Genomic DNA, 21,247 nt, shown 5'->3' with positions numbered 1-21,247 from the left:
AGTTTTTGCGGCCCGTGGCGCACCGGCACGACCGGCACTCCCGCCGCATGGCACTTCGCAACCATCAACCGCCCCGGCGGGCCACCGCCCAGACGCATGTCGACCCAGCACGCCTTGTTGATTTCCCTGCTTGAAAAGCCGTCGTCCGGTTATGACCTGGCGCGCCGGTTCGATCGCTCCATCGGCTATTTCTGGCATGCGACCCACCAGCAGATCTACCGTGAGCTGGGGCGCATGGCCGACAGCGGCTGGATCGCGGCCGACGAGAGCGAGACCACGGAAAACGAAGGCGCCGCCGACCGCAAGAACCGCAAGAAGGTCTACCGGGTGCTGCCGGCCGGGCGCGAAGAACTGGTGCGCTGGGTGCTGACGCCCGGGGCCGGCCTCGACCAGCGCGAGGAAATCCTGGTCAAGCTGCGTGCCGATGCCGCGATCGGGCCGCTCGGCCTTGGGGATGAAATGCGCCGGCTGATCGCGCTCCACCAGGCGCGGCTCGAGACCTACCTGGCGATCGAGCGCAAGGATTTCTCCGCGCCCGACATGGACCGCGCGCAGCAGTTGCGCTATACGCTGCTGCGGCGGGGCATCCGCTTCGAGCAGGACTGGGTTGCCTGGGGCGAAGACCTGCTGCCGCTGCTGGAGCGCCCGCCGGCGTAGCGCGCAGTGCGCCAGAGCAAAACGCCGGCCCAGGCGACTGCCTTGCCGGCGTTTTTTGTTGTGGCCTGGTCAGGCTCAGGCCACGTCGACCGCGCGGGCACCCGCCTGGCTGGCTTCGCCCAACCCCAGGCGCCTGCGCGCCAGCGCATATTCCTCGGCAAAGCGCCGCACCAAATCGCCCGCCGGCACCACGCGCTTGATCGCGCCCACGCCCTGGCCGGCACCCCAGATATCCTTCCACGCCTTCACGCTGGTCGAGCCGAAGTTCATCTTGGACGGATCGGACTGCGGCAGCGCCTCCGGGTCCAGGCCCGCGCGCTCAATGCTGCCGCGCAGGTAGTTGCCGTGCACGCCGGTAAAGAGGTTGGAGTAGACGATGTCGCCGGCGCTGCTGTCGACGATCATCTGCTTGTAGCCGTCCTGCGCGTTGGCTTCCTGCGTGGCGATGAAGGCCGAGCCGATGTAGGCCAGGTCGGCGCCCGCGGCCTGCGCGGCCAGGATGGCGTCGCCACTGGAGATCGCACCCGACAGCAGCAGCGGGCCGTCGAACCATTCGCGGATCTCGTGCAGCAGCGCGAACGGCGAAAGCGTGCCGGCGTGGCCGCCGGCGCCGGCAGCTACCGCCACCAGCCCGTCGGCGCCTTTCTCGATGGCCTTGCGCGCGAAGGTGTTGTTGATCACGTCGTGCAGCACGATGCCGCCGTACGAATGCACCGCGTCATTGACTTCCTTGCGCGCGCCCAGCGAGGTGATCACGATCGGCACCTTGTAGCGCACGCACAGCTCCAGGTCATGCTCGAGCCGGTCGTTGGACTTGTGCACGATCTGGTTGACCGCGAACGGTGCCGCCGGACGGTCCGGATGCCTGGCGTCGTGCTCGGCCAGTTCGGTGGTGATGCGGTCCAGCCATTCTTCCAGCTTGGGCGCCGGGCGCGCGTTCAGCGCCGGGAACGAGCCCACCACGCCGGCCTTGCATTGGGCAATCACCAGGTCGGGGTTGGAGATGATGAACAGCGGCGAGCAGACCACCGGCAGCGACAGCCGGTTCTGCAGCAGGGCGGGGAGGGTCATGGGTGAGTCTCCTGGGTAGTACGGTGAGGCAAATAAGAATCTGACGGGCGCGGGCGGCAGCCTGGCCGCTTACGCGGCACCGGTCAGCACGTCCTTCTGGCTGGCCAGGCGCGCGCCCATGGCGGCGGCCAGCGCCTCCAGTCCGGAGCGCGGGCGCACCATCACCTCGAATTCGGCAATATGGCCGGCATCGTTGAAGCGGATCATGTCGATGCCCTTGAGCGCCTTGCCATCGACCGTGGCGCTGAATTCGAGCACCACGCTGTGGCCGTCCTCGCTGACAAAGCTGCGGTGGTAGCGGAAATCGCGGAACACCTGGTTCACCGTGGTCAATACCAGCGCGATCGCGGCACGGCCGGGGTAGGCCGTATGTGCGACCGGCGAGCGGAATACGACTTCGTCGGCGACGATGGCGTCGAGCCCGGCCATCGAATTGGTGGCAATCAACTGGTGCCAGGTGTCGAGCGAGGCCTGCGCTGCGGGAATCAGCTGGGTGGTGGTCACTGCGGTCTCCTTGGACGGTGCGGCGTGCGCCGGCTACCTTGTGCGCTCGTTTGTGTTCTGATTTTATGCAACCAGTTGCATAGTGAGTCGAAAGGTAGCACGCACTGCGGCACTGCGCAAGCCGGCTTTGGCCCCGCGCCGTGCCGGGGCGCCTCGCAGTGACGTGTTGACTACAATAGGCAGCATCGCCCGGTGGAATCCCTCCCGCACCCACTAGCCACCGGCAGGAGAAGTCAGTGATCATTAAGTCGACCGCGCACCAACCCGGCCAGGCGGCGCTGTTCGATGCCGACCTCGCCGCATGGCGCGCCCATCCCGAGCGTGCCTTCGATGGCTGGCTGGCGCGGCACGGCTTCCGCCACGGCACCAGCGTGGTGTACCGCGCGATGTGGGGCAAATTGCTGCGCTGGTCGGCCGAGCGCGGGCTGCCGCCGCTGAGCTGGTCGGCGGAGCAGATCGGCGAATTCCTGGATGCCCAGCAGCTGCACAAGTCGCACCGCTACCGCTATGCGCGGCTGATCGAACGAGTGTTCCACCATCTCTCCCAGTTGCGCGAGGGCATGCACAACCCGGGAAGCCAGGCGGTACGCGCGCACCTCGCCGAGGGCGAGAACGACCCCACTGCCTTCCTGCTGCCGGGCGAGCGCGACCTGCTGGTGGCCCGCATCCTCGGCCCGGCCGGCGTGCCGCCGACGGTGGAGGAATGCCGTGCGGCATCGCCGACGCAATGGAAGCGCGCGCGCGATACCGCCTTGCTGGCGGTGTTGCTGGGTGGCGGGCTGAAGGTAGGCGAAGCGCGCGCGCTGCGCCTGGAGGCCATCGACGATGGCGCCCCGGGCCGGATGGCGCTGCGCATGGTGCGTCCCGACAATGGCCGCGCCTATACCGCGCCGCTGTTCGCGCTGGCGCATGCCCCGCTGCGGGCGTGGCTGGCACTGCGCGAGGCGTCGGGCACGCTCGGCAGCCTGCTGTTCCCGGCCATGCCGGCGGGCCGGCCGATGCACGCGGCTTCGGTCTACCGGCGCGTGGAAATCCTGCTCGACGAAGCCGGCGTGCTAGCCGGCCGCCATGAGCGGGCCTCTCCGCAGACCCTGCGCAATACCTGCGCCGCCATGCATTTCGAGGCCGGCGCGACGCCGGCCGAGGTGGCGCAATGCCTGGGCATGCGTGACCTGGAATCGGGCTGGCGGCTGCGCGGCGCGTACGAGGCGTGGCAGGCACGGGCGGGATTGGTGGCCCAGGCGAGCGACAGACAGCCCTGAGGCCGCGCCGTCATGCTTGTAACTGTGTGTGCCAGCTGACCGGTTGCGGCTGACTCATCGTGGATAATAGGCGACACTACCGCCTGCGCGGGCTCAAATGTGCGGCATCAGGCATTGCACGATGGCGCTTGAGACTCGCCGCCCCGAATCGAAATCCGACGCTTATTTCCCATGCCCGAAACCCTGCTCCTTACCGGCGCCACCGGCTATATCGCCTCGCATACCTGGGTCGCGCTGCTCAATGCCGGCTACCACGTGATCGGACTGGATAATCTGTGCAACAGCAGCCCCGTGGTGATCGAGCGGCTCGCCACCATTACCGGCAAGACCCCGCATTTTGTCGAAGGCGACGTGCGTGACCGCGCCTTGCTGGACCGGCTTTTTGCCGAACACCGCATCAGCGGGGTGATTCATTTTGCCGCGCTCAAGGCAGTGGGCGAATCCGTGAGCCAGCCGCTGCAGTATTACAGCAACAACATTGACGGCCTGCTGACGGTCTGCGCCGCCATGGGTGCGGCCGGGGTGAAACAACTGGTGTTCAGTTCCTCGGCCACGGTTTATGGCAATCCCCACACTGTGCCGATTCTTGAGGATTTCCCGCTGTCGGCGACCAATCCGTATGGCCAGACCAAGTTGATGGGCGAGCAAATCCTGCGCGACCTGGAAAAATCGGACCCGGCATGGCGCATTGCCTACTTGCGCTATTTCAATCCGGTCGGCGCGCACGAAAGCGGGCTGATCGGCGAAGATCCGCGCGGAATTCCGAATAACCTGATGCCTTACGTGGCGCAGGTGGCCAGCGGGCGCCGCGAGAAACTGATGGTATTCGGCGGCGACTACCCCACGCCTGACGGTACCGGCGTGCGCGACTATATCCACGTCTGCGACCTCGCCGACGGCCACCTGGCGGCGCTGGTCTACCTGCGCGACCACGGGCGCGGCATGACCGTGAACCTGGGCACCGGCCGCGGCTACAGCGTGCTGGAAGTGGTCGAGGCCTACCAGCGAGCCAGTGGCCGACCGGTGCCGCATGAGATCGTGGCGCGCCGCCCGGGCGATATCGCCTCTTGCTATGCCGATCCCGCGCTGGCCAGCCAGCTGCTGGGATGGCGCGCGCAGCACGGCATCGATCGCATGTGCCAGGACTCGTGGCGCTGGCAGTCGATGAACCCGCGCGGGTTCGACGCCTGAGCGGCAACTTCCGGCAAAACACACCAAACAAAAACGCCACGGCTTGCACCGTGGCGTTTTGCCATGCGCCGGAGTCGCGCTTCAGCGAATCAGGAAATCCTCGACGGTCTTGCCCTGGGCCAGTGCCTGGGTCAGCCAGCCCGGACGCTTGCCGCGGCCGGTCCAGGTATTGCCGGCACTGTCGCGATAGCGCACCGGCACCTTGCGATTGACCGCCTTCTTGCCGGCCGGCGCTTTCGCGCCAAAACCCAGGTCTTCCGCGGTCAGGCCATATTGCTCGATTTTCTCGCGAATATCCGAGATCACCGAAGCCTGTTCACGTGCCTTGATTTCCTCGGCTTGCTTCTGCAGTTCATTGATTTTCTGAACGATTTCCTGATAAGTCGACATTGCGTCCTCGGTTTCCGGTGGGGTGATATGCGTGGGTATCTGCACAGCGGGGTGTCGCGCAATGCTGCGCAGTGCTGAGCTGTCGGTGTACTGAAATGCTGAAAACAATTATAACGGGGCAACCGGCGGCTGCAAATGCCGGGGCTCTATTCGGGCATGGTTTTTACGAAAATTCTTGCTGCCGATATTGCAGTGAACTTTCGTGAACCATTCCGGTCACTCTGCCGCATTTGAACCCGGATCGCCGCGGCGCACTTCGTCCGACCGCCGACCCGGTACATAAATCATCCTGACCGGCCGATCCGCTCAAATCGGCGCCGGCCCCGGCCCCGGCCGCGCCGGCGCCGATGGAAATCCAATAGCCATAATCGGCGGCCGCTCCGGTGAATAAAGCGTCTGTTTACATGCCGCGCCAAGCGGCGTGCCGTATATCCGACATCCAGGTTAATTTCCGCCCATTTGGCCACGCGGCCGGGCGCCGTTGCTCAAGTACCGGATGGGGCGCGCCGTTATCCGGGCAGGGCTGATCAAGCGGGTGTCTGGTCTTGCCGTAACGAGGCCAGGGGTGTACCTCGCGGAATGCTTACGTTTTCCTTTCGACAATGTCTCTCCACAACAATATCCGGATCAAGACCCTGTTGCTCGCGCCCGGCAGCGGTCGCTGCCGGCAGCAACCATGACTGGAGTGCGTTCTAAACCGGTGTTCCCGGCAGGGGACCCCCGTATTGTGTTGTTCACACGGCGACCGCAAGATGCCATGATGCGAGGTTTGGCCCGCGTCGGGTTTGTCTTCGCGCATTTTCTTCATCACCGCGCAGCCCAATGATTGCCCTGAGTACCGTCCTGTTGCTGCTCGCCGCCCTGCTGGGCGTGGCCGCCGTCCTCGGCGCCCGCGCCGGGCGTGCGGACGAGGGCGCCGGAAGCCGGTCGCTGCGCACGCTGACATTGTCGGCGGCGCTGATGTCGCAGCTGGCCGTCAGCCTGCCCGTGGTGGTGGTGGTGCTGTCGGGCAGCGTCCCGGCGGCCAACGACACCGCCCAGATGGCCGCCAGCTTCGCCACCGCCGCGGCTGCCACCACCGGCGGAAAGCTGCTGCTGCAGTGGCTGCGCCAGGGCGCGCGCCTGTGGCGCGGCGCGGCAGTGCTGGCGGTGGTCGCCGGCGCCGGCATGGTGGCCGCGGCCGGCACCCACCTGGGCCGGGCCTGCGGCGCCGGTGCACCCTCGGCGCGCGCCTGCATCGACGCGGCTGGCCTGCCGCATCCCGCCTGGCTGGCAGGTGGTCTGACCGCGCTGTGCGCGCTGATGTTCGCACTGCACCGGGCGCAGTCGCACGGCTGGATCCCGGTATCGCGCATCGAGACCAGCCCCGCGGAGGATCTTGCCGACGATGCCGCCGCCCCGGCGCGCGGCGCTGAACCGCGGCTGGTGCGGCGCGGCGCCCGCATTCCCGGCCGGCTTACGGTGCGCGCCACCGCGCGCGGGCAGGGTACGGTGGGCGAGTACAGCGTCGCCACCGTGATGCCCGACCGAGTCGCGTTCGGCCGCTGGGTGGACCAGGCCATGGCCCAGGCGCGGCTGGCCGATACCGGCTGCGCCGTGCTGCTGATCCATATTGCCGACTACCGCGAGGTCGACGAAGTCTTCGAGATCCGCGCCGACGATATCCTGGCGCAGGATGCGGGCGCGCTCGCGCAGGCCGTGCTGGAGCCGCACGATTTCCTCGCCCGGCTGGCGCGCGACGAGTTCGCCGTCGGCGTGCCCGAGCTGGTGCACCACGGCCGCGCGCAGGAGCTGGGCTCGCGCGTGCTGGGTTCGCTGGCCGAGTTCATTGCCGCGCGCGGGCTGCAGATGCAGATCGGCGTCAATATCGGCATCGCCATCTATCCGCGCGATGCGCAGACCTCCGAGGCGCTGATGCAGGCCGCGCGTGTGAGCCTGGCCGAGGCGCGCGAAAGCGGCTCGAACCAGGTGCGCCTGTTCAACAGCGCCGCCGGCGAGCGCGCCCGCCGCACCCGCGTGATCCGCCGCGACCTGTGGCTGGCGATCCAGGACGATGCGCTGTCGCTGCAGTTCCAGCCCAAGTACGACGCCCGCCGCGGCACGCTGGTGGGCGCAGAGGCGCTGTGCCGCTGGCGCCATCCCGCGCTGGGGCAGGTCAGCCCGGCCGAGTTCATCGCCGTGGCCGAGCAGTCCGGCCAGATCGACAAGCTCGACGACTGGGTGCTGACCAGCGTCTGCCGCCAGGTGCGCCAGTGGCAGGACGCCGGACTGCCGACCGTGCCGGTGGCGATCAATGTGTCGGGGCTGCGCTTTGCCAGCCGCAATTTCCCGCAGTACCTGCTCGAACAGATCCACCAGCACGACATCCCGCCATCGGCGATCACGCTGGAGATCACCGAAACTGCCGCCATGAAGGACATCGGCAAGTCGCTGGAGACGCTGGCCGAGCTGCAGTCGCTCGGCATCCAGGTGGCGCTGGACGACTTTGGCAGCGGCTATTCGAGCCTGGGCTACCTCAAGCGCCTGCGCGTGGGCACGCTCAAGATCGACCGCACGCTGATCGGCGGGCTCGACTCCGATGCGCAGGGCCGCGCCATCGTCGGCTCGATGGTGGCACTGGCGCACGAGCTGCGCATGAAGGTGGTGGCCGAAGGCGTCGAGTCGGCCTCGCAGCTGGGGATCCTCAACGAGATGGGCTGCGACGAGGTGCAGGGCTACCTGCTGTCGCTGCCGCTCGATGCGGCGGGGTTTGCCGACGCGCTGCGTGGCCGGCAGCAAGCCTGAGCGCCGCACGCAGGAACACCAAGGCGAAAGCACGCCAAAGGCGCTAAAGCGTGGCGCCTGGCATGCCGATATCCACGCTGGCAGGGCCCGCGCGCTTGCGGTGCGGCCTTGCGCCGGCCTGTCCGTCGCCGGCCGCGCCACCGGCGCCAAGCACCTGCTTCAGCATTCGGCGGATCAACCGAGCCCTGCCAACGGAGGCGCCAATGTCATTGCCCAGCATCCTCGTCGTCGACGATTCCCCCTCGCTACGCCGCATGATCGGCGCATGCCTGCGTGCCGGCGGATTCGACGTCACCGAGGCCGCCGACGGCGAACAGGCACACGCGCTGGCCGAGGCCGCTGCTGCGGATGATGCCGCGGATCATGTCGCATTCGGCATGCTGGTCACCGACCAGGTCATGCCCGGCATGGACGGCCTGACCCTGATTCGCCGCCTGCGCGCCAGCGCGCGCTATGCCGCCATCCCCATCCTGATGCTGACCACCGAGCATGACGGCAGCATCCGCGAGCAGGCCCGCGCCGCGGGCGCCTCGGGCTTCCTGCCCAAGCCCTTCGATCCCGATGCACTGATGCACGCCGTGGCGGAGCTGCTGGCGCCGCCGCACCCCTCGTCGGAGGGGTAGGGAAGAGACAGCGTCGGCCTTCAGTCCCCCCGTTTGCCGCCGTAAACACTGGTGGGCGGAATCACGCCCCGGCGCGTTGCGCCAGGAAACCGGCATGACCAGACATGAGGGGCTGACGATGCGGCATATCGACAAGGCAAACGGCGCCGCAGGCGCGAATGAAGGCGCTGGCGAGGAATTCCTGGCCTTCACGCTGGGCCGCGAAGAGTACGGCATCGATATCCTGAAGGTCCAGGAAATCCGCGGCTACGAGTCGGTCACCCAGCTTGCCAATGCGCCCGACTACATCAAGGGCGTGATCAACCTGCGCGGCATCATCGTGCCGATCATCGACCTGCGCATCAAGTTCCGCCAGGCCAACGTCAGCTATGACCAGTACACCGTGGTCATCATCGTCGATCTCAACGAGCGCACCACCGGCATCGTCGTCGACGGTGTCTCTGACGTGCTGACGCTGACGCCCGCGCAGATCAGGTCCACGCCGCATTTCTCCGGCGAGCTGGCTACCGGCTACATCCGTGGCCTTGGCTCGGTCGAACAGCGCATGCTGATCCTGGTCGATATCGAGAAGCTGCTCGATACCGAAGAACTGGCCGCGCTCGACGCCGTGGCCTGACCTCTGCCACACCTGCCTTTTCGCCCCCGCCGTCCGGCTGGCTTACCACGCTTGCCGGATCGTACCGCCCGGAATTGCGCCATGCCTGGCAGCCATGGTTTCCCGGGCAAGCAGTATTGATGTCATCCATGCGAAACAACCAACCCGTTACGCAACGCGAATACCAGCTCTCACCATCGGACTACCTGATCTCGCGCACGGACCTCAAGGGCCGTATCACCTTCGCCAACCGCACCTTTATCGAGGCCAGCGGCTATGCGGCGGAGGAACTGCTGGGCGCGCCGCACAACCTGGTGCGCCACCCCGACATGCCGCCCGAGGCGTTTGCCGACCTGTGGCAAAACCTGGAAGCCGGCCGCACCTGGATGGGCGTGGTCAAGAACCGCCGCAAGAACGGCGACTTCTACTGGGTCAATGCCACCGTGACGCCGACGCGCGTCGATGGGCGCGTGGTCGGCTATACCTCGGTGCGTTCGATGCCCTCGCGCGAGCAGGTTGAAGCCGCCGGTGCGCTGTATGCGCGCTTCCGCGCGGGACGCGCCGCGGGGCTGGCGATCCGCGAAGGCGCCGTGGTGCGCACCGGCATCGCTGGTTTCGCCCGGCGTGCGCTGCGCATGAACCTGAAGCGCCGCATCCTGTGGGCGCAGGCGGGCGGGCTGGTGTGGTTCCTGGCGGCGCTGGCGGCGGTCGAGATCCTGGACCCGGCGGGCGCCGCGACGCTGCGCCCGTGGCTGTGGGGCGGTTTCGCGCTGGCGCTGGCGACCTCGTTCGCGGCCGGCACCATGTTGTTGGCGCGCGTGCACCGGCCGGTGGGCGACATGCTGGACTTTGCGCTGCGCCTGGGCGCGGGCGACCTGACCACGCGCTTCGAGCATCGCGGCGGCGACGAGATCGGCGCGCTGGCGCAGGCGATGCAGACCATGCAGCGCAGCCTGCTGTCGGTCGTGCATGAAATCCAGGAAGGCATGGCCAGCATTTCCACCGCGACGCGCCAGGTCGCGGCTGGCAACAACGACCTGTCGCAGCGCACCGAGCAGCAGGCGGCGTCGCTGGAAGAGACTGCTTCCAGCATGGAAGAGCTGACCAGCACGGTGCGTCAGAACGCCGACAACGCGCGCCAGGCGAGCGGGCTGGCGGCCAATGCGTCGGAAACCGCGCTGCGCGGCGGCGAGGTGGTGGGCCGCGTGGTGCAGACCATGGACGAGATCAACGATGCGTCGAGGAAGATCGTCGACATCATCGGCGTGATCGAAGGCATTGCCTTCCAGACCAACATCCTGGCGCTGAACGCCGCGGTGGAAGCCGCGCGCGCCGGCGAGCAGGGCCGCGGCTTTGCGGTGGTCGCGGGCGAGGTGCGCAGCCTGGCGCAGCGCAGCGCCAATGCGGCCAAGGAGATCAAGGGCCTGATCGGCGATACCGTCGAGCGTGTCGACAACGGCTCGGCGCTGGTGGGCCAGGCCGGCAAGACCATGGACGAGATCGTGCAGGCGGTGAAGTCCGTGACCGACATCATGGGCGAGATCAGCGCGGCGTCAGCCGAGCAGAGTGCCGGCATCGAGCAGGTCAACCAGGCCGTGGCGCAGATGGACGAAGGCACGCAGCAGAACGCCGCGCTGGTGGAACAGGCGGCAGCGGCGGCGGGCTCGCTGGAAGAGCAGGCGCTGCGGCTGCGCGATGCCGTCGCCACCTTCCGCGTCAGCATGCAGGCCGAAGTCCGTCCGCAACGCCTGCCGGCCGCGCAGCGCGAAGCGGCGGCACGGTCCCGGGCACAGGCTTAGTACGAAGCTATCAGTAACAAGGGGGAGTTGCTATGCAGTGGTTCAATCAATTGCGCGTCACGACCAGGCTCGTTGCCGGATTCCTGGTTGTCGCGGTGATCGGCGCCGTCATGGGCCTGTTGGGCGTCGTCAACATGGGGCGCATGGCCGACTGGACCGGCAAGATCTATCACGGCGATCTGCAGGCCCTGAAAGCCGTGCAGGATGCCAACATCAACCTGGTCTACGCCAGCCGCGCGCAGATCGGCCTGCTCTCGGCGTCGACCATGGGCGAGCGCGCCGCCGAGAAGGAGCAGATCGCCAAGTCGCTGGGCGTGATGGACGAGCGCATCCGCCAGGTGTCCAAGGCCTTCGAGCAGGCGGAAGGCAAGGCGCTGGTCAAGCAGTACCACGACCTGGCGCCTGCCTTCCGCGCGCGCATGGAAAAGTACGTCGAGCTGGTCAGCAAGCAGCCGCTGGATACCTCGCAGTTCGAGAGCCAGGTGTTCACCGAGAGCGCCGACCTGCTCAAGGACAGCCATGCGCTGGAGGCCGTGATGGCCAGGATGGTCAAGCGCCGCGACGACCGCGCCCGCGGCAACATGGAAGAGGCGCAAAGCGTGTATGACGCGACGCGGCTGTGGATGCTGGGCCTGGTGCTGGGCGGCCTGGCGCTGTCGGTGCTGCTGGGCGTTCTCCTGGCGCGCGGGCTGTCGCACCAGCTCGGCGGCGAGCCGGGCTACGCGGCCGAGATCGCGAAGCGCATCGCCGACGGCAACTTCTCCGTGCCGGTGGCCACGCGCGCCGGCGACAAGAGCAGCCTGGTCTATGCCATGCAGCAGATGCAGCAGCAGCTGTCGCACATGGTCCGCGACTTCAAGGAATCGGCCGAATCGATCGGCACCGCCTCGCGCGAAATCGCGGCCGGCAACAACGACCTGTCGCAGCGCACCGAGCAGCAGGCCGCGTCGCTGGAAGAGACCGCTTCCAGCATGGAAGAGCTGACCAGCACGGTGCGCCAGAACGCCGACAACGCGCGCCAGGCCAGCGGGCTGGCGGCCAATGCGTCGGAAACCGCGCTGCGCGGCGGCGAGGTGGTGGGCCGCGTGGTGCAGACCATGGACGAGATCAACGATGCGTCGAGGAAGATCGTCGACATCATCGGCGTGATCGAAGGCATTGCCTTCCAGACCAACATCCTGGCGCTGAACGCCGCGGTGGAAGCCGCGCGCGCCGGCGAGCAGGGCCGCGGCTTTGCGGTGGTCGCGGGCGAGGTGCGCAGCCTGGCGCAGCGCAGCGCCAATGCGGCCAAGGAGATCAAGGGCCTGATCGGCGATACCGTCGAGCGTGTCGACAACGGCTCGGCGCTGGTGGGCCAGGCCGGCAAGACCATGGACGAGATCGTGCAGGCGGTGAAGCGCGTGACCGACATCATGGGCGAGATCTCAGCGGCCTCGGCCGAGCAAAGCTCGGGCATCGAGCAGGTCAACCAGGCCGTGGCGCAGATGGACGAGGTGACGCAGCAGAACGCGGCGTTGGTCGAGCAGGCCGCGGCCGCTGCCGGCGCGCTGGAAGAGCAGGCCGGCCGCCTGCAGGGCGCGGTGGCGATGTTCCGCCTGGCGGCGGGCGATGCGCAGGCATCGTTCTCGTTGCCTGCCTCCCAGTCGGCATCGGCCGCTGTGCCGGGCAAGGTGGCGGCGAAGGTGCGCACGCTGGCGGCCACGAGGCGCGCGGCGCCAGCCGTTACGGCGAGGGCAATGGCAGCAGCACCGGCAGCGGCATCCAGCGCAGCCGGCGCGCCGCACGCCGCCGAGCCGGCGCAGCCGGTTACCACCGCACGCACGCCGCGCCCCGCGCTGGCCGGCGCCGACAACGGCGACTGGAGCGCGTTCTGATCCACCGGCGCTTTCCACCGGAACCACGGGCCGCGGCGCGGCCCGGGATGGCAATGCTATGACGAGCGAGATCACCCTGGCCCTGCCGCCGGATGACGCGGCCAGGCTGCGCAAGGAATTCGACCAGTTCATCGGCGTCTCGACCGGCCTGGACCGCGAGTTCCTGCCGCCCGAGTTCAACGACTTCCTGCGCGCCAGGCTGCTGCAGCACGATGGCCCGCTGACCGAGCGCGCCGTGAACCGGCTGTTGTCCGGCGGCGAGTACGGCTGGGCCCGGCGCGTGTTCGACAAGCAGTTGCCCAACGCGCTGGCGGCGCTGATGCGCGACGCGCAGCGCTTCGGCTTTGGCCTCGCGGTGCAGCCGGACTGGACGGCGGCGCAACGCCTTGCGCATGCGCGCGAATGGGCCGCGAAGGTGCTGACCGAATGCGGGGCCGATGTCGCCTTCACCGAAGCGCTGGCGACCCAGGTCGCGGCCTCGGCCGAAGACGTGCGCGCGCTCGAGGAGCGCATGCGCACGCCGGCATGGCGGCTGGCTGAAAGCCTGCGCCAGCGCGCCTATGACCTGATGTACGCGCTGCAGACCGAAGCCAACGAGGCCACGGGCCGTGCCCGCGTCGGCGAGCTGCGCGGCATGCTGGGCCTGGCGCTCGAGTATGGCTCGGTGCAGCCGGAAGAAGCCGCGCGCGTGCTCGAGCAGGTGGAGCGGTCACGCCCCGCGTTGTTCCGCGACGCGCCCGACGATGTCTATGCGCGCCTCGCGGCGTGGCTGCGGCGCATGTTCGGCGGCTGAACGCGCGCGTGCCGGGCAGTGGATTTCGGACATGCCGTTTTCGGACAGGGCAGGGCAAGCCGCAGGCGCAAAGATCACTCCGCACGCACTTCGTCAATAGTGGAATCCAGCAGGCATCCGGACAGCAGTCTGGCGCGTTTGGTTGCTATGACGATTGCGTTACTGCGTTGATCGAAATCAAGTGACAGTTCCGTGAAATGTAACAAACTGCGCCAAGTCATGTATGTTTCGTACGACATTTGCATTCCCCCCGCGTAAGTAGGGATTGGCATTGCGGGCAGATTGCCGATATAAACGTACCAGTCTCACTTACACTCTGTAACAGTTGTAACGGGTCTGATAACAGTGTGACACGGGCGCAGTTCCTTTAAGTCGTACGTTGTACCCGCCCAGCCGCAAGCAAACGATCTGGTCGCCGGAGCCCCTCGGGCCCGGTAAGCGCCGGACAAGCGGCAACGGTGGGTTTTTGGTAGCGGGGAAAAATTGGAAAGCAGTGAAGTTCTCCAGGAGATCAGGGAGGTTAACCTCGCCTATCTGCTGCTCGCGCAAAGACTGGTGCGCGAAAACCAGGTCGAAGCCATGTTCCGGCTCGGGGTCAGCAAGGAAATCGCGGATATCCTCGGCAAGCTGACTTCGGCGCAACTCGTCAAGCTCGCGGCATCCAACATGGTGCTGTGCAGGTTCCGCTTCGACGACCATGCGCTTCTGTCCACGCTCACCCACACGGCCAAGAGCCATGACATGCAGCAGATCCACGCCGCGATCCTGCTTGCTCGTCAGCCGGTGGAGTCACTCAATTGACCGCGCTGCTGAAGGCCGAGCCGAACCGGAGTTTCACGGCCACCTCCACAGCCACCCGCAAGAGCGTTCTCCAGGATGCCAACCAGACCCAGCTCGCCATCGAGCTGATCGGCCTGGGTGCGCGCCTGCAGGTGCTTGAAGCCGAGACCACGCTGTCGCGCGACCGGCTCATCCGCTTATACAAGGAACTGCGCGGGGTCTCGCCTCCCAAGGGCATGCTGCCCTTCTCGACGGACTGGTTCACCACCTGGCTGCCGAATATCCACTCGTCGCTGTTCTTCTCTGCCTACCAGTTCATGGTGCGGGAAGGCGAGACCGTGGGCATCCGCGCCGTGGTGGCGGCCTATCGCCTGTACCTCGAGCACGTTTCGCTGCTCTGCGGTGAAATTGTCTTAAGTTTCACGCGTGCCTGGACGTTAGTACGGTTCTTCGAGAGCAATATGCTGCAGCTGTCCCGCTGCACGTGTTGCGGCGGACAGTTCGTCACCCACGCGTACGAGCCGCACGCGAACTTCGTGTGCAGCCTGTGCCGTCCGCCCTCGCGCGCAGGGAAAGTGAAAAAGCTCTCGAAAGACGCCGCCGCCGTGCAGACCAACGCCTGATCCTGGTTCAGGTCCGCCGGCCGGCAAGCTTGCAGCGCTGGCGGACGGACCACTCCCCGTTCGCCCGTGCGCGGGCCATTGTGCGTGACTGACGCGCGTTTTTTGACGGGGATCCCATCGTGCTAGTAGTTCTTGGCTATGTCGTCGTGGTTGTCGCGGTGCTTGGCGGTTACGCCATGACCGGCGGCCACATGGGCGCGCTATATCAACCGGCGGAATTCGTGATCATCGGCGGCGCCGCCTTCGGTGCCTTCATCGCCACCAACACCACCAAGGCCATCAAGGCCACCGCCCGCGCCCTGCCGGGCCTGTTCAAAGGCTCCAAGTACAAGAAGGAGCTGTACCTCGACGTCATGTCGCTGCTGTACGTGCTGCTGTCCAAGGCACGCCGCGAGGGCATCCTGTTCCTGGAAAAGGAAATCGCGGATCCCGCCTCCAGCAGCGTCTTCAGCCAGTATCCGCGCATCCTGTCGGATCCGGTGGTGATGGAATTCCTCACCGACTACCTGCGCATGATGGTCAACGGCAACATGAACGCCTTCGAGATCGAGGCCCTGATGGACCACGAGATCGAGACCTTCCGCCACGAGGCCGAGATTCCCGCCCATGCGCTGTCGCGCGTCGGCGATGCGCTGCCCGCCTTCGGCATCGTCGCCGCGGTGATGGGCGTGGTGCACGCGCTGGCTTCGGCCGACCTGCCGCCGGCGGAGCTGGGCGCGCTGATCGCGCACGCCATGGTCGGCACCTTCCTGGGCATCCTGCTGGCCTACGGCTTTATCTCGCCGCTGGCCGCGCGCATCGAGCTGCAGGTGTCCGAGAACGTCAAGGTCTACGAGTGCATCAAGGTGGTGCTGCTCGCCTCCCTGAACGGCTACGCCCCGCTGGTCGCGGTGGAATTCGGCCGCAAGGTGCTGTACTCCACGGTGCGGCCGTCGTTCCTCGAGCTCGACGACCACGTGCGCGAAGTCAAGAGCCTGAACTGAGCACGGCAAGGCAGGAGGCACCCCCATGAGCAGCGCACATGACATGCGTCCGATCATCGTCCGCCGGGCGAAATCGCACGCCAGGCCGCACGGCAACCACAGCTGGAAGATCGCGTACGCCGACTTCATGACGGCGATGATGGCGCTGTTCCTGGTGCTGTGGCTGCTGTCCAGCGCCAACAAGAAGACGCTGGAAGGCATCGCGGAGTATTTCCGCATGCCGCTCAAGGCGGCCATCGTCGGCGGCGAGAAGAGCAGCCAGTCGCCCAGCGTGATCCCGGGCGGCGGCATGGACGTCATGCGCAAGGACGGCGAGGTCATGCGCGCGCGCGACAACGATCCGAGCGAGGAACAGCGCCGCAACGAACTGCAGGAAGGGCAGCGCCTGCGCGCGCTCAAGCAGCGCCTGGAGCAGATCATCGAGAACAACCCGGTGCTGCGCCAGTTCCGCCCGCAGCTGCTGCTCGACATCACCAGCGAAGGCCTGCGCATCCAGATCCTCGATACGCAGAACCGGCCGATGTTCCGCACCGGCAGCGCCGCCGTCGAAAGCTATATGCGCACCATCCTGCGCGAGATCGGCCCGGTGCTGAACGAGCTGCCGAACAAGGTCAGCCTGTCCGGCCATACCGATGCGGCCAACTATTCCAACGGCGAGCGCACCTACAGCAACTGGGAGCTGTCCAGCGACCGCGCCAATGCATCGCGCCGCGAGCTGATCGCGGGCGGCATGCAGGAGGGCAAGGTGCTGCGCGTGCTGGGCCTGGCCGCGACCATGCCGCTGGACAAGGGCGACCTGCTGGCGCCGGTGAACCGCCGCATCAGCATCGTGGTGCTCAACCAGAAGGCGCAGGCGCGCTTCGAGGCCGAGAACGCCAGCGCCGCCGAGGTCTCGGTGGCGGCGCAGGCCGGCAAGGTAGCGCAGGAGATGCAGGCCGGCCTGGCGGCCGCCTCCTCGGCAGCGCCTGCTTCGGCAGCGCAGGGCCGCAAGCCATGACGCAGCAAACAACCAGGCGCGGCCGCACCGGCGGCGCCCGCGCCTAGCGCAGCAACCTAGTGAGTCAGGACGCCATGTCTGTCGATATCGATATCACACAGTTTTACCAGACCTTCTTCGAAGAAGCGGAAGAACTGCTCGTGGAAATGGAGCAGCTGCTGCTCGGCCTGGACATCGAGTCTCCCGATCCGGAGCATCTGAACGCGATCTTCCGGGCGGCGCATTCGATCAAGGGCGGAGCGGCCACCTTCGGGTTCGCGGCGCTGACCGAGACCACTCACATCTTCGAGAACCTGCTGGACCGTACGCGCCGGCAGGAACTGGCGTTGACCAGGACCATCATCGACACCTTTCTGGAAACCAAGGACGTGTTGCAAGACCAGCTCAACGCCTACCGCAACGGCACCGAACCCGATCCGGAAACGCTGGCGCGCATCTGCGCCGTGCTGCAGCAGCTCGCGCAGGAAGCCGCCGGCCAGGCGGGCGCACCCGCGGCAGCGCCGGCCCCCGCGCCCGCTGCTGCTCCGGCCGCGGCTCCCGCTGCCGCGCCGGCTGCCGTAGCCGGCGGCGCGCTGAAGATCCGGCTGGTCAAGGTCTCCGCCAACGACCAGGCGCTGCTGCGCGAAGAGCTCGCCAACCTCGGCGAGATCACCGGCCAGCAGGAGGTCAACGGCGAACTGGTGGTGTGGCTCAACACCCAGTGCAGCGCCGACGACATCATCGCGGTGTGCTGCTTCGTGATCGACATGGACCAGATCGTGATCGAGGCCGCGACCGATGCAACGGCCGCGGCACCGGCACCTGCGCCAGTGGCCGCGCCGGCTCCGGCGCCGGTTGCGGCCGCGGCCGCCCCTGCCGTTGCTGCGCCTGCCGCACGCGAGAAGGAAAAGGAAAAGGCCAGGCCGGCCCCAGCCGCCGCGCACGGCGAAGGCTCGATCCGCGTCCCGACCGAGAAGGTCGACCAGATCATCAACCTGGTTGGCGAACTGGTGATCACCCAGTCGATGCTGGCGCAGACCGCGTCGTCGCTCGATCCAGTGCTGTTCGACCGCCTGTTCTCCGGCATGGGCCAGCTCGAGCGCAACGCGCGCGACCTGCAGGAAGCGGTGATGTCGATCCGCATGATGCCGATGGACTATGTGTTCTCGCGCTTCCCGCGCCTGGTGCGCGACCTCGCCAGCAAGCTCGGCAAGCAGATCGACCTGGTCACCTTCGGCAAGGCCACCGAGCTCGACAAGAGCCTGATCGAACGCATCATCGATCCGCTCACGCACCTGGTGCGCAACAGCCTCGACCACGGCATCGAGACCCCCGACAAGCGCGTCGCCGCTGGCAAGGATCCGACCGGCCAGCTGGTGCTGTCCGCGCAGCACCACGGCGGCAACATCGTAATCGAGGTCAGCGACGACGGCGGCGGCCTGAACCGCGAGCGCATCCTGGCCAAGGCAATCCAGAACGGCCTGCCGGTATCCGAGAACATCAGCGACGAGGAAGTCTGGCAGCTGATCTTCGCGCCGGGCTTCTCCACCGCCGAAGTCGTCACAGACGTCTCGGGCCGCGGCGTGGGCATGGACGTGGTCAAGCGCAACATCCAGGAGATGGGCGGCCATGTGCAGATCAGCTCGCGCCCGGGCCTGGGCACCACCATCCGCATCGTGCTGCCGCTGACGCTGGCGATCCTGGACGGCATGTCGGTCAAGGTCGGCGAAGAGACTTTCATCCTGCCGCTGAACTGCGTGATGGAATCGCTGCAGCCCAAGGCCGAGGACGTGCACACCGCCGCCAACTCCGACCGCGTCATGCACGTGCGCGGCGAATACCTGCCGCTGCTGGAAATGCATCGAGTCTTCAACGTTGCCGACGCGCTGCAGGAGCCGACGCAGGGCATTGCCGTGATCCTGCAGGCCGAGGGCAAACGCTTCGCGCTGCTGGTGGACCAGCTGATCGGCCAGCACCAGGTGGTGCTGAAGAACCTGGAAACCAACTACCGCAAGGTGCCGTGCATCTCGGCGGCGACCATCCTCGGCGACGGCAGCGTGGCGCTGATCGTCGATGTCGGCGCGCTGCAGCGCACCGGCGTTCGCCGGCAGGAGCCGTCGTTGGCCTCGTCGTTGGCTTCATCGTTGGCCTAATCAACCGACCCACTACAGGAAGAGAAAACACATCATGGCCGGCATCGGACACATCGATACCCCCGGAAGCGACGCTTCGGGCCAGGAGTTCCTGGTCTTCACGCTGGGCTCGGAGGAATACGGCATCGACATCCTCAAGGTGCAGGAGATCCGCAGCTACGAGACCGTCACGCGCATCTCGAGCGCGCCAGATTTCATCAAGGGCGTGACCAACCTGCGTGGGGTGATCGTGCCGATCGTCGACCTTCGCCTGAAGTTCCGCCTGGGCAACGTGCGCTACGACCACCAGACCGTGGTCATCATCCTCAACGTGGCCGGCCGCGTGGTCGGCATCGTGGTGGATGGCGTGTCGGACGTGCTGACGCTGACCGGCGACGCGATCAAGCCGGCGCCGGAGTTCGGCGTGTCGATCTCGACCGAGCACCTGACGGGTCTCGGCACCGTCGACGGGCGCATGCTGGTGCTGATCGATATCGAGAAGCTGATGACCAGCCCCGAAATGGCGCTGGTCGAGGCCGAGCTGGCCTGACGCCGGCGCCGCCGCAAACCTGAAACGCCAGCCATGACGCCGTTCCGCACTGCCGCCAGCGCTCCCGCCAGCCTCCAGGGCCTGGCGGGCGCAGTCTCCGCGCCGGCCGCCAACCCGCGGCGCGACGAGATGCGCGACTTCCTGCTGACCGAGCGCGACTTCGAGAAGATCCGCGCGCTGATCCACAAGCGCGCGGGCATCTCGCTGGGCAGCCACAAGCGCGAAATGGTCTACAGCCGCCTGGCGCGCCGCCTGCGCACGCTGCAGCTGGCTGACTTTGCCGCGTACCTGGCGATCCTGGAAGCGGATGACCGCTCGCCCGAGTGGGAGTTCTTCACCAACTCGCTGACGACCAACCTGACTTCGTTCTTCCGCGAATCGCACCATTTCCCGCTGCTGGCCGAGCATGCAAAGAAGATCGGCCGCCCGTACAGCGTGTGGTGCTCCGCGGCGTCCACCGGCGAAGAACCGTACTCGATCGCCATCACCCTGGCCGAGGCGCTGGGCGACCGCGCCGCCACCGTGCTGGCCACCGATATCGACACGCAGGTGCTGGCCAAGGCCCGCAGCGGCGTGTATTCGGCCGATCAGGTCGCGCGGCTGTCGCCCGAACGGCTCAAGCGCTTCTTCCTGAAGGGCACCGGCCCGCGCACGGGCTCGGTCAGGGTCAAGCCCGAGCTGGCCGCCACCATCACGTTCGATCCGCTCAACCTGCTCGCGCCCGATTGGGGTATCCGCGAGCAGTTCGATGCGATCTTCTGCCGCAACGTGATGATCTATTTCGACAAGCCGACGCAGGGACGCATCCTGGAGCGCTTCGTGCCGCTGCTCAAGCCGCACGGCCTGCTCTTCGCCGGCCACTCGGAGAACTTTTCCTACGTCACGCGCGCGTTCCAGCTGCGCGGCCAGACTGTCTACGAACTGGCGCCCGATGCCGCCAGGGCGGGAAGGCCCTGATGCGCACGCCCCAACTTCCCGAGGCGCTGGCCACGCGCACCTACTTCGACCGCGAGTTCGGCAAGCAGGCAGTCAAGCTGCTGCCCAACGAGTACTACGTGACGCGCGAGGACGTGGTGCTGACCACCGTGCTGGGTTCGTGCGTGGCCGCGTGCATCCGCGACGAGGTCGCCGGCGTCGGCGGCATGAACCACTTCATGCTGCCCGACGACGAAGGTGGCAACAGCGGCGCCAGCGGCGGCGCCGACCGCATGCTGTCGCCGTCGATGCGCTACGGCAGCTACGCGCTCGAAGTGCTGATCAACGAGCTGCTCAAGATGGGCGCGCGGCGCGAGCGGCTGGAGGCCAAGGTCTTCGGCGGCGGCGCGGTGCTGGCCAACATGACCACGCTGAACATCGGCGACCGCAACGCGGATTTCGTGCTGCGCTACCTCAAGGCCGAAGAGATCCGCGTCGCGGCGCAGGACCTGCGCGGCCCGCATGCGCGCCGCGTCAGCTATTTCCCGATCGGCGGGCTGGCGCTGGTGCGCCGCCTGACGCGGCAGGACGACGCGGTCTCGGTGGCGCGCGACGAGCGCGCGCTGGCCCGCGCCATCGCCACGTCGGCCAGGATCCCGGTGCGCGCGCCGGAGCGCGCCCCCGAACTGTTTGCGCGGCAGTCTTCCACGCGCCAGCTTCCCTGACCCAACCGAGCACGAATTCC

20 protein-coding genes are annotated in these 21,247 nt (G+C 67.1%); 17 read left to right on the top strand and 3 right to left on the bottom strand.

All coding sequences use genetic code 11. The annotated features are described in order from the left end of the window. Positions 1-96: 96 nt before the first annotated feature. Positions 97-657, top strand: coding sequence for a PadR family transcriptional regulator (locus J8I34_RS22955; protein ID WP_029048391.1), 561 nt, complete (start codon positions 97-99; stop codon positions 655-657). Positions 658-732: 75 nt separating this feature from the next. On the opposite strand, the gene J8I34_RS22950 is transcribed toward J8I34_RS22955, so the two are convergent. Both J8I34_RS22950 and J8I34_RS22945 read right to left on the bottom strand, forming a co-directional pair. Beyond that, the gene (locus J8I34_RS22950; protein ID WP_029048390.1) at positions 733-1,728 is read right to left on the bottom strand and encodes an NAD(P)H-dependent flavin oxidoreductase; all 996 of its coding nucleotides are present in this window, start codon (positions 1,726-1,728) and stop codon (positions 733-735) included. Between the two features lie 69 nt (positions 1,729-1,797). After that, positions 1,798-2,232: a nuclear transport factor 2 family protein gene (locus J8I34_RS22945; RefSeq protein ID WP_029048389.1), complete on the bottom strand. Its 435-nt coding sequence runs from the start codon at positions 2,230-2,232 to the stop codon at positions 1,798-1,800. 236 nt (positions 2,233-2,468) lie between these two features. Between J8I34_RS22945 and J8I34_RS22940 the strand changes: the two genes are divergently transcribed. Both J8I34_RS22940 and galE read left to right on the top strand, forming a co-directional pair. After that, a complete protein-coding gene (locus J8I34_RS22940; RefSeq protein WP_348635739.1) occupies positions 2,469-3,494 on the top strand; it encodes a tyrosine-type recombinase/integrase in 1,026 nt (341 codons plus the stop codon). A 171-nt stretch (positions 3,495-3,665) separates the two neighbouring features. After that, entirely contained in the window at positions 3,666-4,685 is a 1,020-nt protein-coding gene (gene galE / locus J8I34_RS22935; RefSeq protein ID WP_029048387.1) for a UDP-glucose 4-epimerase GalE, read from the top strand. 81 nt (positions 4,686-4,766) lie between these two features. Here galE and J8I34_RS22930 read toward each other — a convergent pair whose 3' ends face one another. Then, a complete protein-coding gene (locus J8I34_RS22930) occupies positions 4,767-5,075 on the bottom strand; it encodes an H-NS histone family protein (protein WP_029048386.1) in 309 nt (102 codons plus the stop codon). A gap of 822 nt (positions 5,076-5,897) precedes the next feature. Here J8I34_RS22930 and J8I34_RS22925 point away from each other — a divergent pair. From J8I34_RS22925 to cheD, 14 genes are all read left to right on the top strand, one after another. After that, positions 5,898-7,859 (top strand): putative bifunctional diguanylate cyclase/phosphodiesterase, encoded by a 1,962-nt coding sequence (locus J8I34_RS22925; protein ID WP_029048385.1) that lies wholly within the window; start codon positions 5,898-5,900, stop codon positions 7,857-7,859. 203 nt (positions 7,860-8,062) lie between these two features. Continuing rightward, entirely contained in the window at positions 8,063-8,482 is a 420-nt protein-coding gene (locus tag J8I34_RS22920) for a response regulator (protein WP_209773482.1), read from the top strand. 118 nt (positions 8,483-8,600) lie between these two features. Further along, positions 8,601-9,098: a chemotaxis protein CheW gene (locus J8I34_RS22915; RefSeq protein ID WP_209773680.1), complete on the top strand. Its 498-nt coding sequence runs from the start codon at positions 8,601-8,603 to the stop codon at positions 9,096-9,098. Between the two features lie 128 nt (positions 9,099-9,226). Then, positions 9,227-10,876 (top strand): methyl-accepting chemotaxis protein, encoded by a 1,650-nt coding sequence (locus J8I34_RS22910; RefSeq protein ID WP_209773484.1) that lies wholly within the window; start codon positions 9,227-9,229, stop codon positions 10,874-10,876. 32 nt (positions 10,877-10,908) lie between these two features. Next, on the top strand, positions 10,909-12,750 hold the full coding sequence (locus tag J8I34_RS22905) for a methyl-accepting chemotaxis protein (protein ID WP_209773486.1): 1,842 nt from the start codon (positions 10,909-10,911) through the stop codon (positions 12,748-12,750). Positions 12,751-12,808: 58 nt separating this feature from the next. Further along, positions 12,809-13,543 (top strand): DUF4088 family protein, encoded by a 735-nt coding sequence (locus J8I34_RS22900; RefSeq protein ID WP_209773488.1) that lies wholly within the window; start codon positions 12,809-12,811, stop codon positions 13,541-13,543. 483 nt (positions 13,544-14,026) lie between these two features. After that, a complete protein-coding gene (flhD, locus tag J8I34_RS22895) occupies positions 14,027-14,344 on the top strand; it encodes a flagellar transcriptional regulator FlhD (RefSeq protein ID WP_022537455.1) in 318 nt (105 codons plus the stop codon). Beyond that, entirely contained in the window at positions 14,341-14,946 is a 606-nt protein-coding gene (gene flhC, locus J8I34_RS22890; protein WP_209807087.1) for a flagellar transcriptional regulator FlhC, read from the top strand. Before flhD ends, flhC begins: the two co-directional genes overlap by 4 nt. A 119-nt stretch (positions 14,947-15,065) precedes the next feature. Further along, a complete protein-coding gene (gene motA / locus J8I34_RS22885) occupies positions 15,066-15,929 on the top strand; it encodes a flagellar motor stator protein MotA (RefSeq protein WP_029049989.1) in 864 nt (287 codons plus the stop codon). 25 nt (positions 15,930-15,954) lie between these two features. Then, complete coding sequence (motB, locus tag J8I34_RS22880; RefSeq protein ID WP_209807086.1) at positions 15,955-16,926, top strand: flagellar motor protein MotB; 972 nt, start codon at positions 15,955-15,957, stop codon at positions 16,924-16,926. 74 nt (positions 16,927-17,000) lie between these two features. Next, positions 17,001-19,058: a chemotaxis protein CheA gene (gene cheA / locus J8I34_RS22875; protein WP_209807085.1), complete on the top strand. Its 2,058-nt coding sequence runs from the start codon at positions 17,001-17,003 to the stop codon at positions 19,056-19,058. A gap of 34 nt (positions 19,059-19,092) precedes the next feature. After that, positions 19,093-19,587, top strand: a complete 495-nt coding sequence (locus tag J8I34_RS22870) for a chemotaxis protein CheW (RefSeq protein WP_209773495.1) — start codon at positions 19,093-19,095, stop codon at positions 19,585-19,587. Between the two features lie 33 nt (positions 19,588-19,620). After that, entirely contained in the window at positions 19,621-20,544 is a 924-nt protein-coding gene (locus tag J8I34_RS22865; RefSeq protein ID WP_209807084.1) for a CheR family methyltransferase, read from the top strand. Beyond that, positions 20,544-21,227, top strand: coding sequence for a chemoreceptor glutamine deamidase CheD (gene cheD / locus J8I34_RS22860; protein ID WP_209807083.1), 684 nt, complete (start codon positions 20,544-20,546; stop codon positions 21,225-21,227). Before J8I34_RS22865 ends, cheD begins: the two co-directional genes overlap by 1 nt. The last annotated feature ends 20 nt before the right edge of the window (positions 21,228-21,247 follow it).

It is taken from the genome of Cupriavidus phytohabitans (assembly GCF_017815025.1).
Taxonomy (GTDB): domain Bacteria; phylum Pseudomonadota; class Gammaproteobacteria; order Burkholderiales; family Burkholderiaceae; genus Cupriavidus.
Note: the sequence above shows the minus strand (reverse complement) of the source record. Positions and strands in the feature narration are given on the sequence as shown.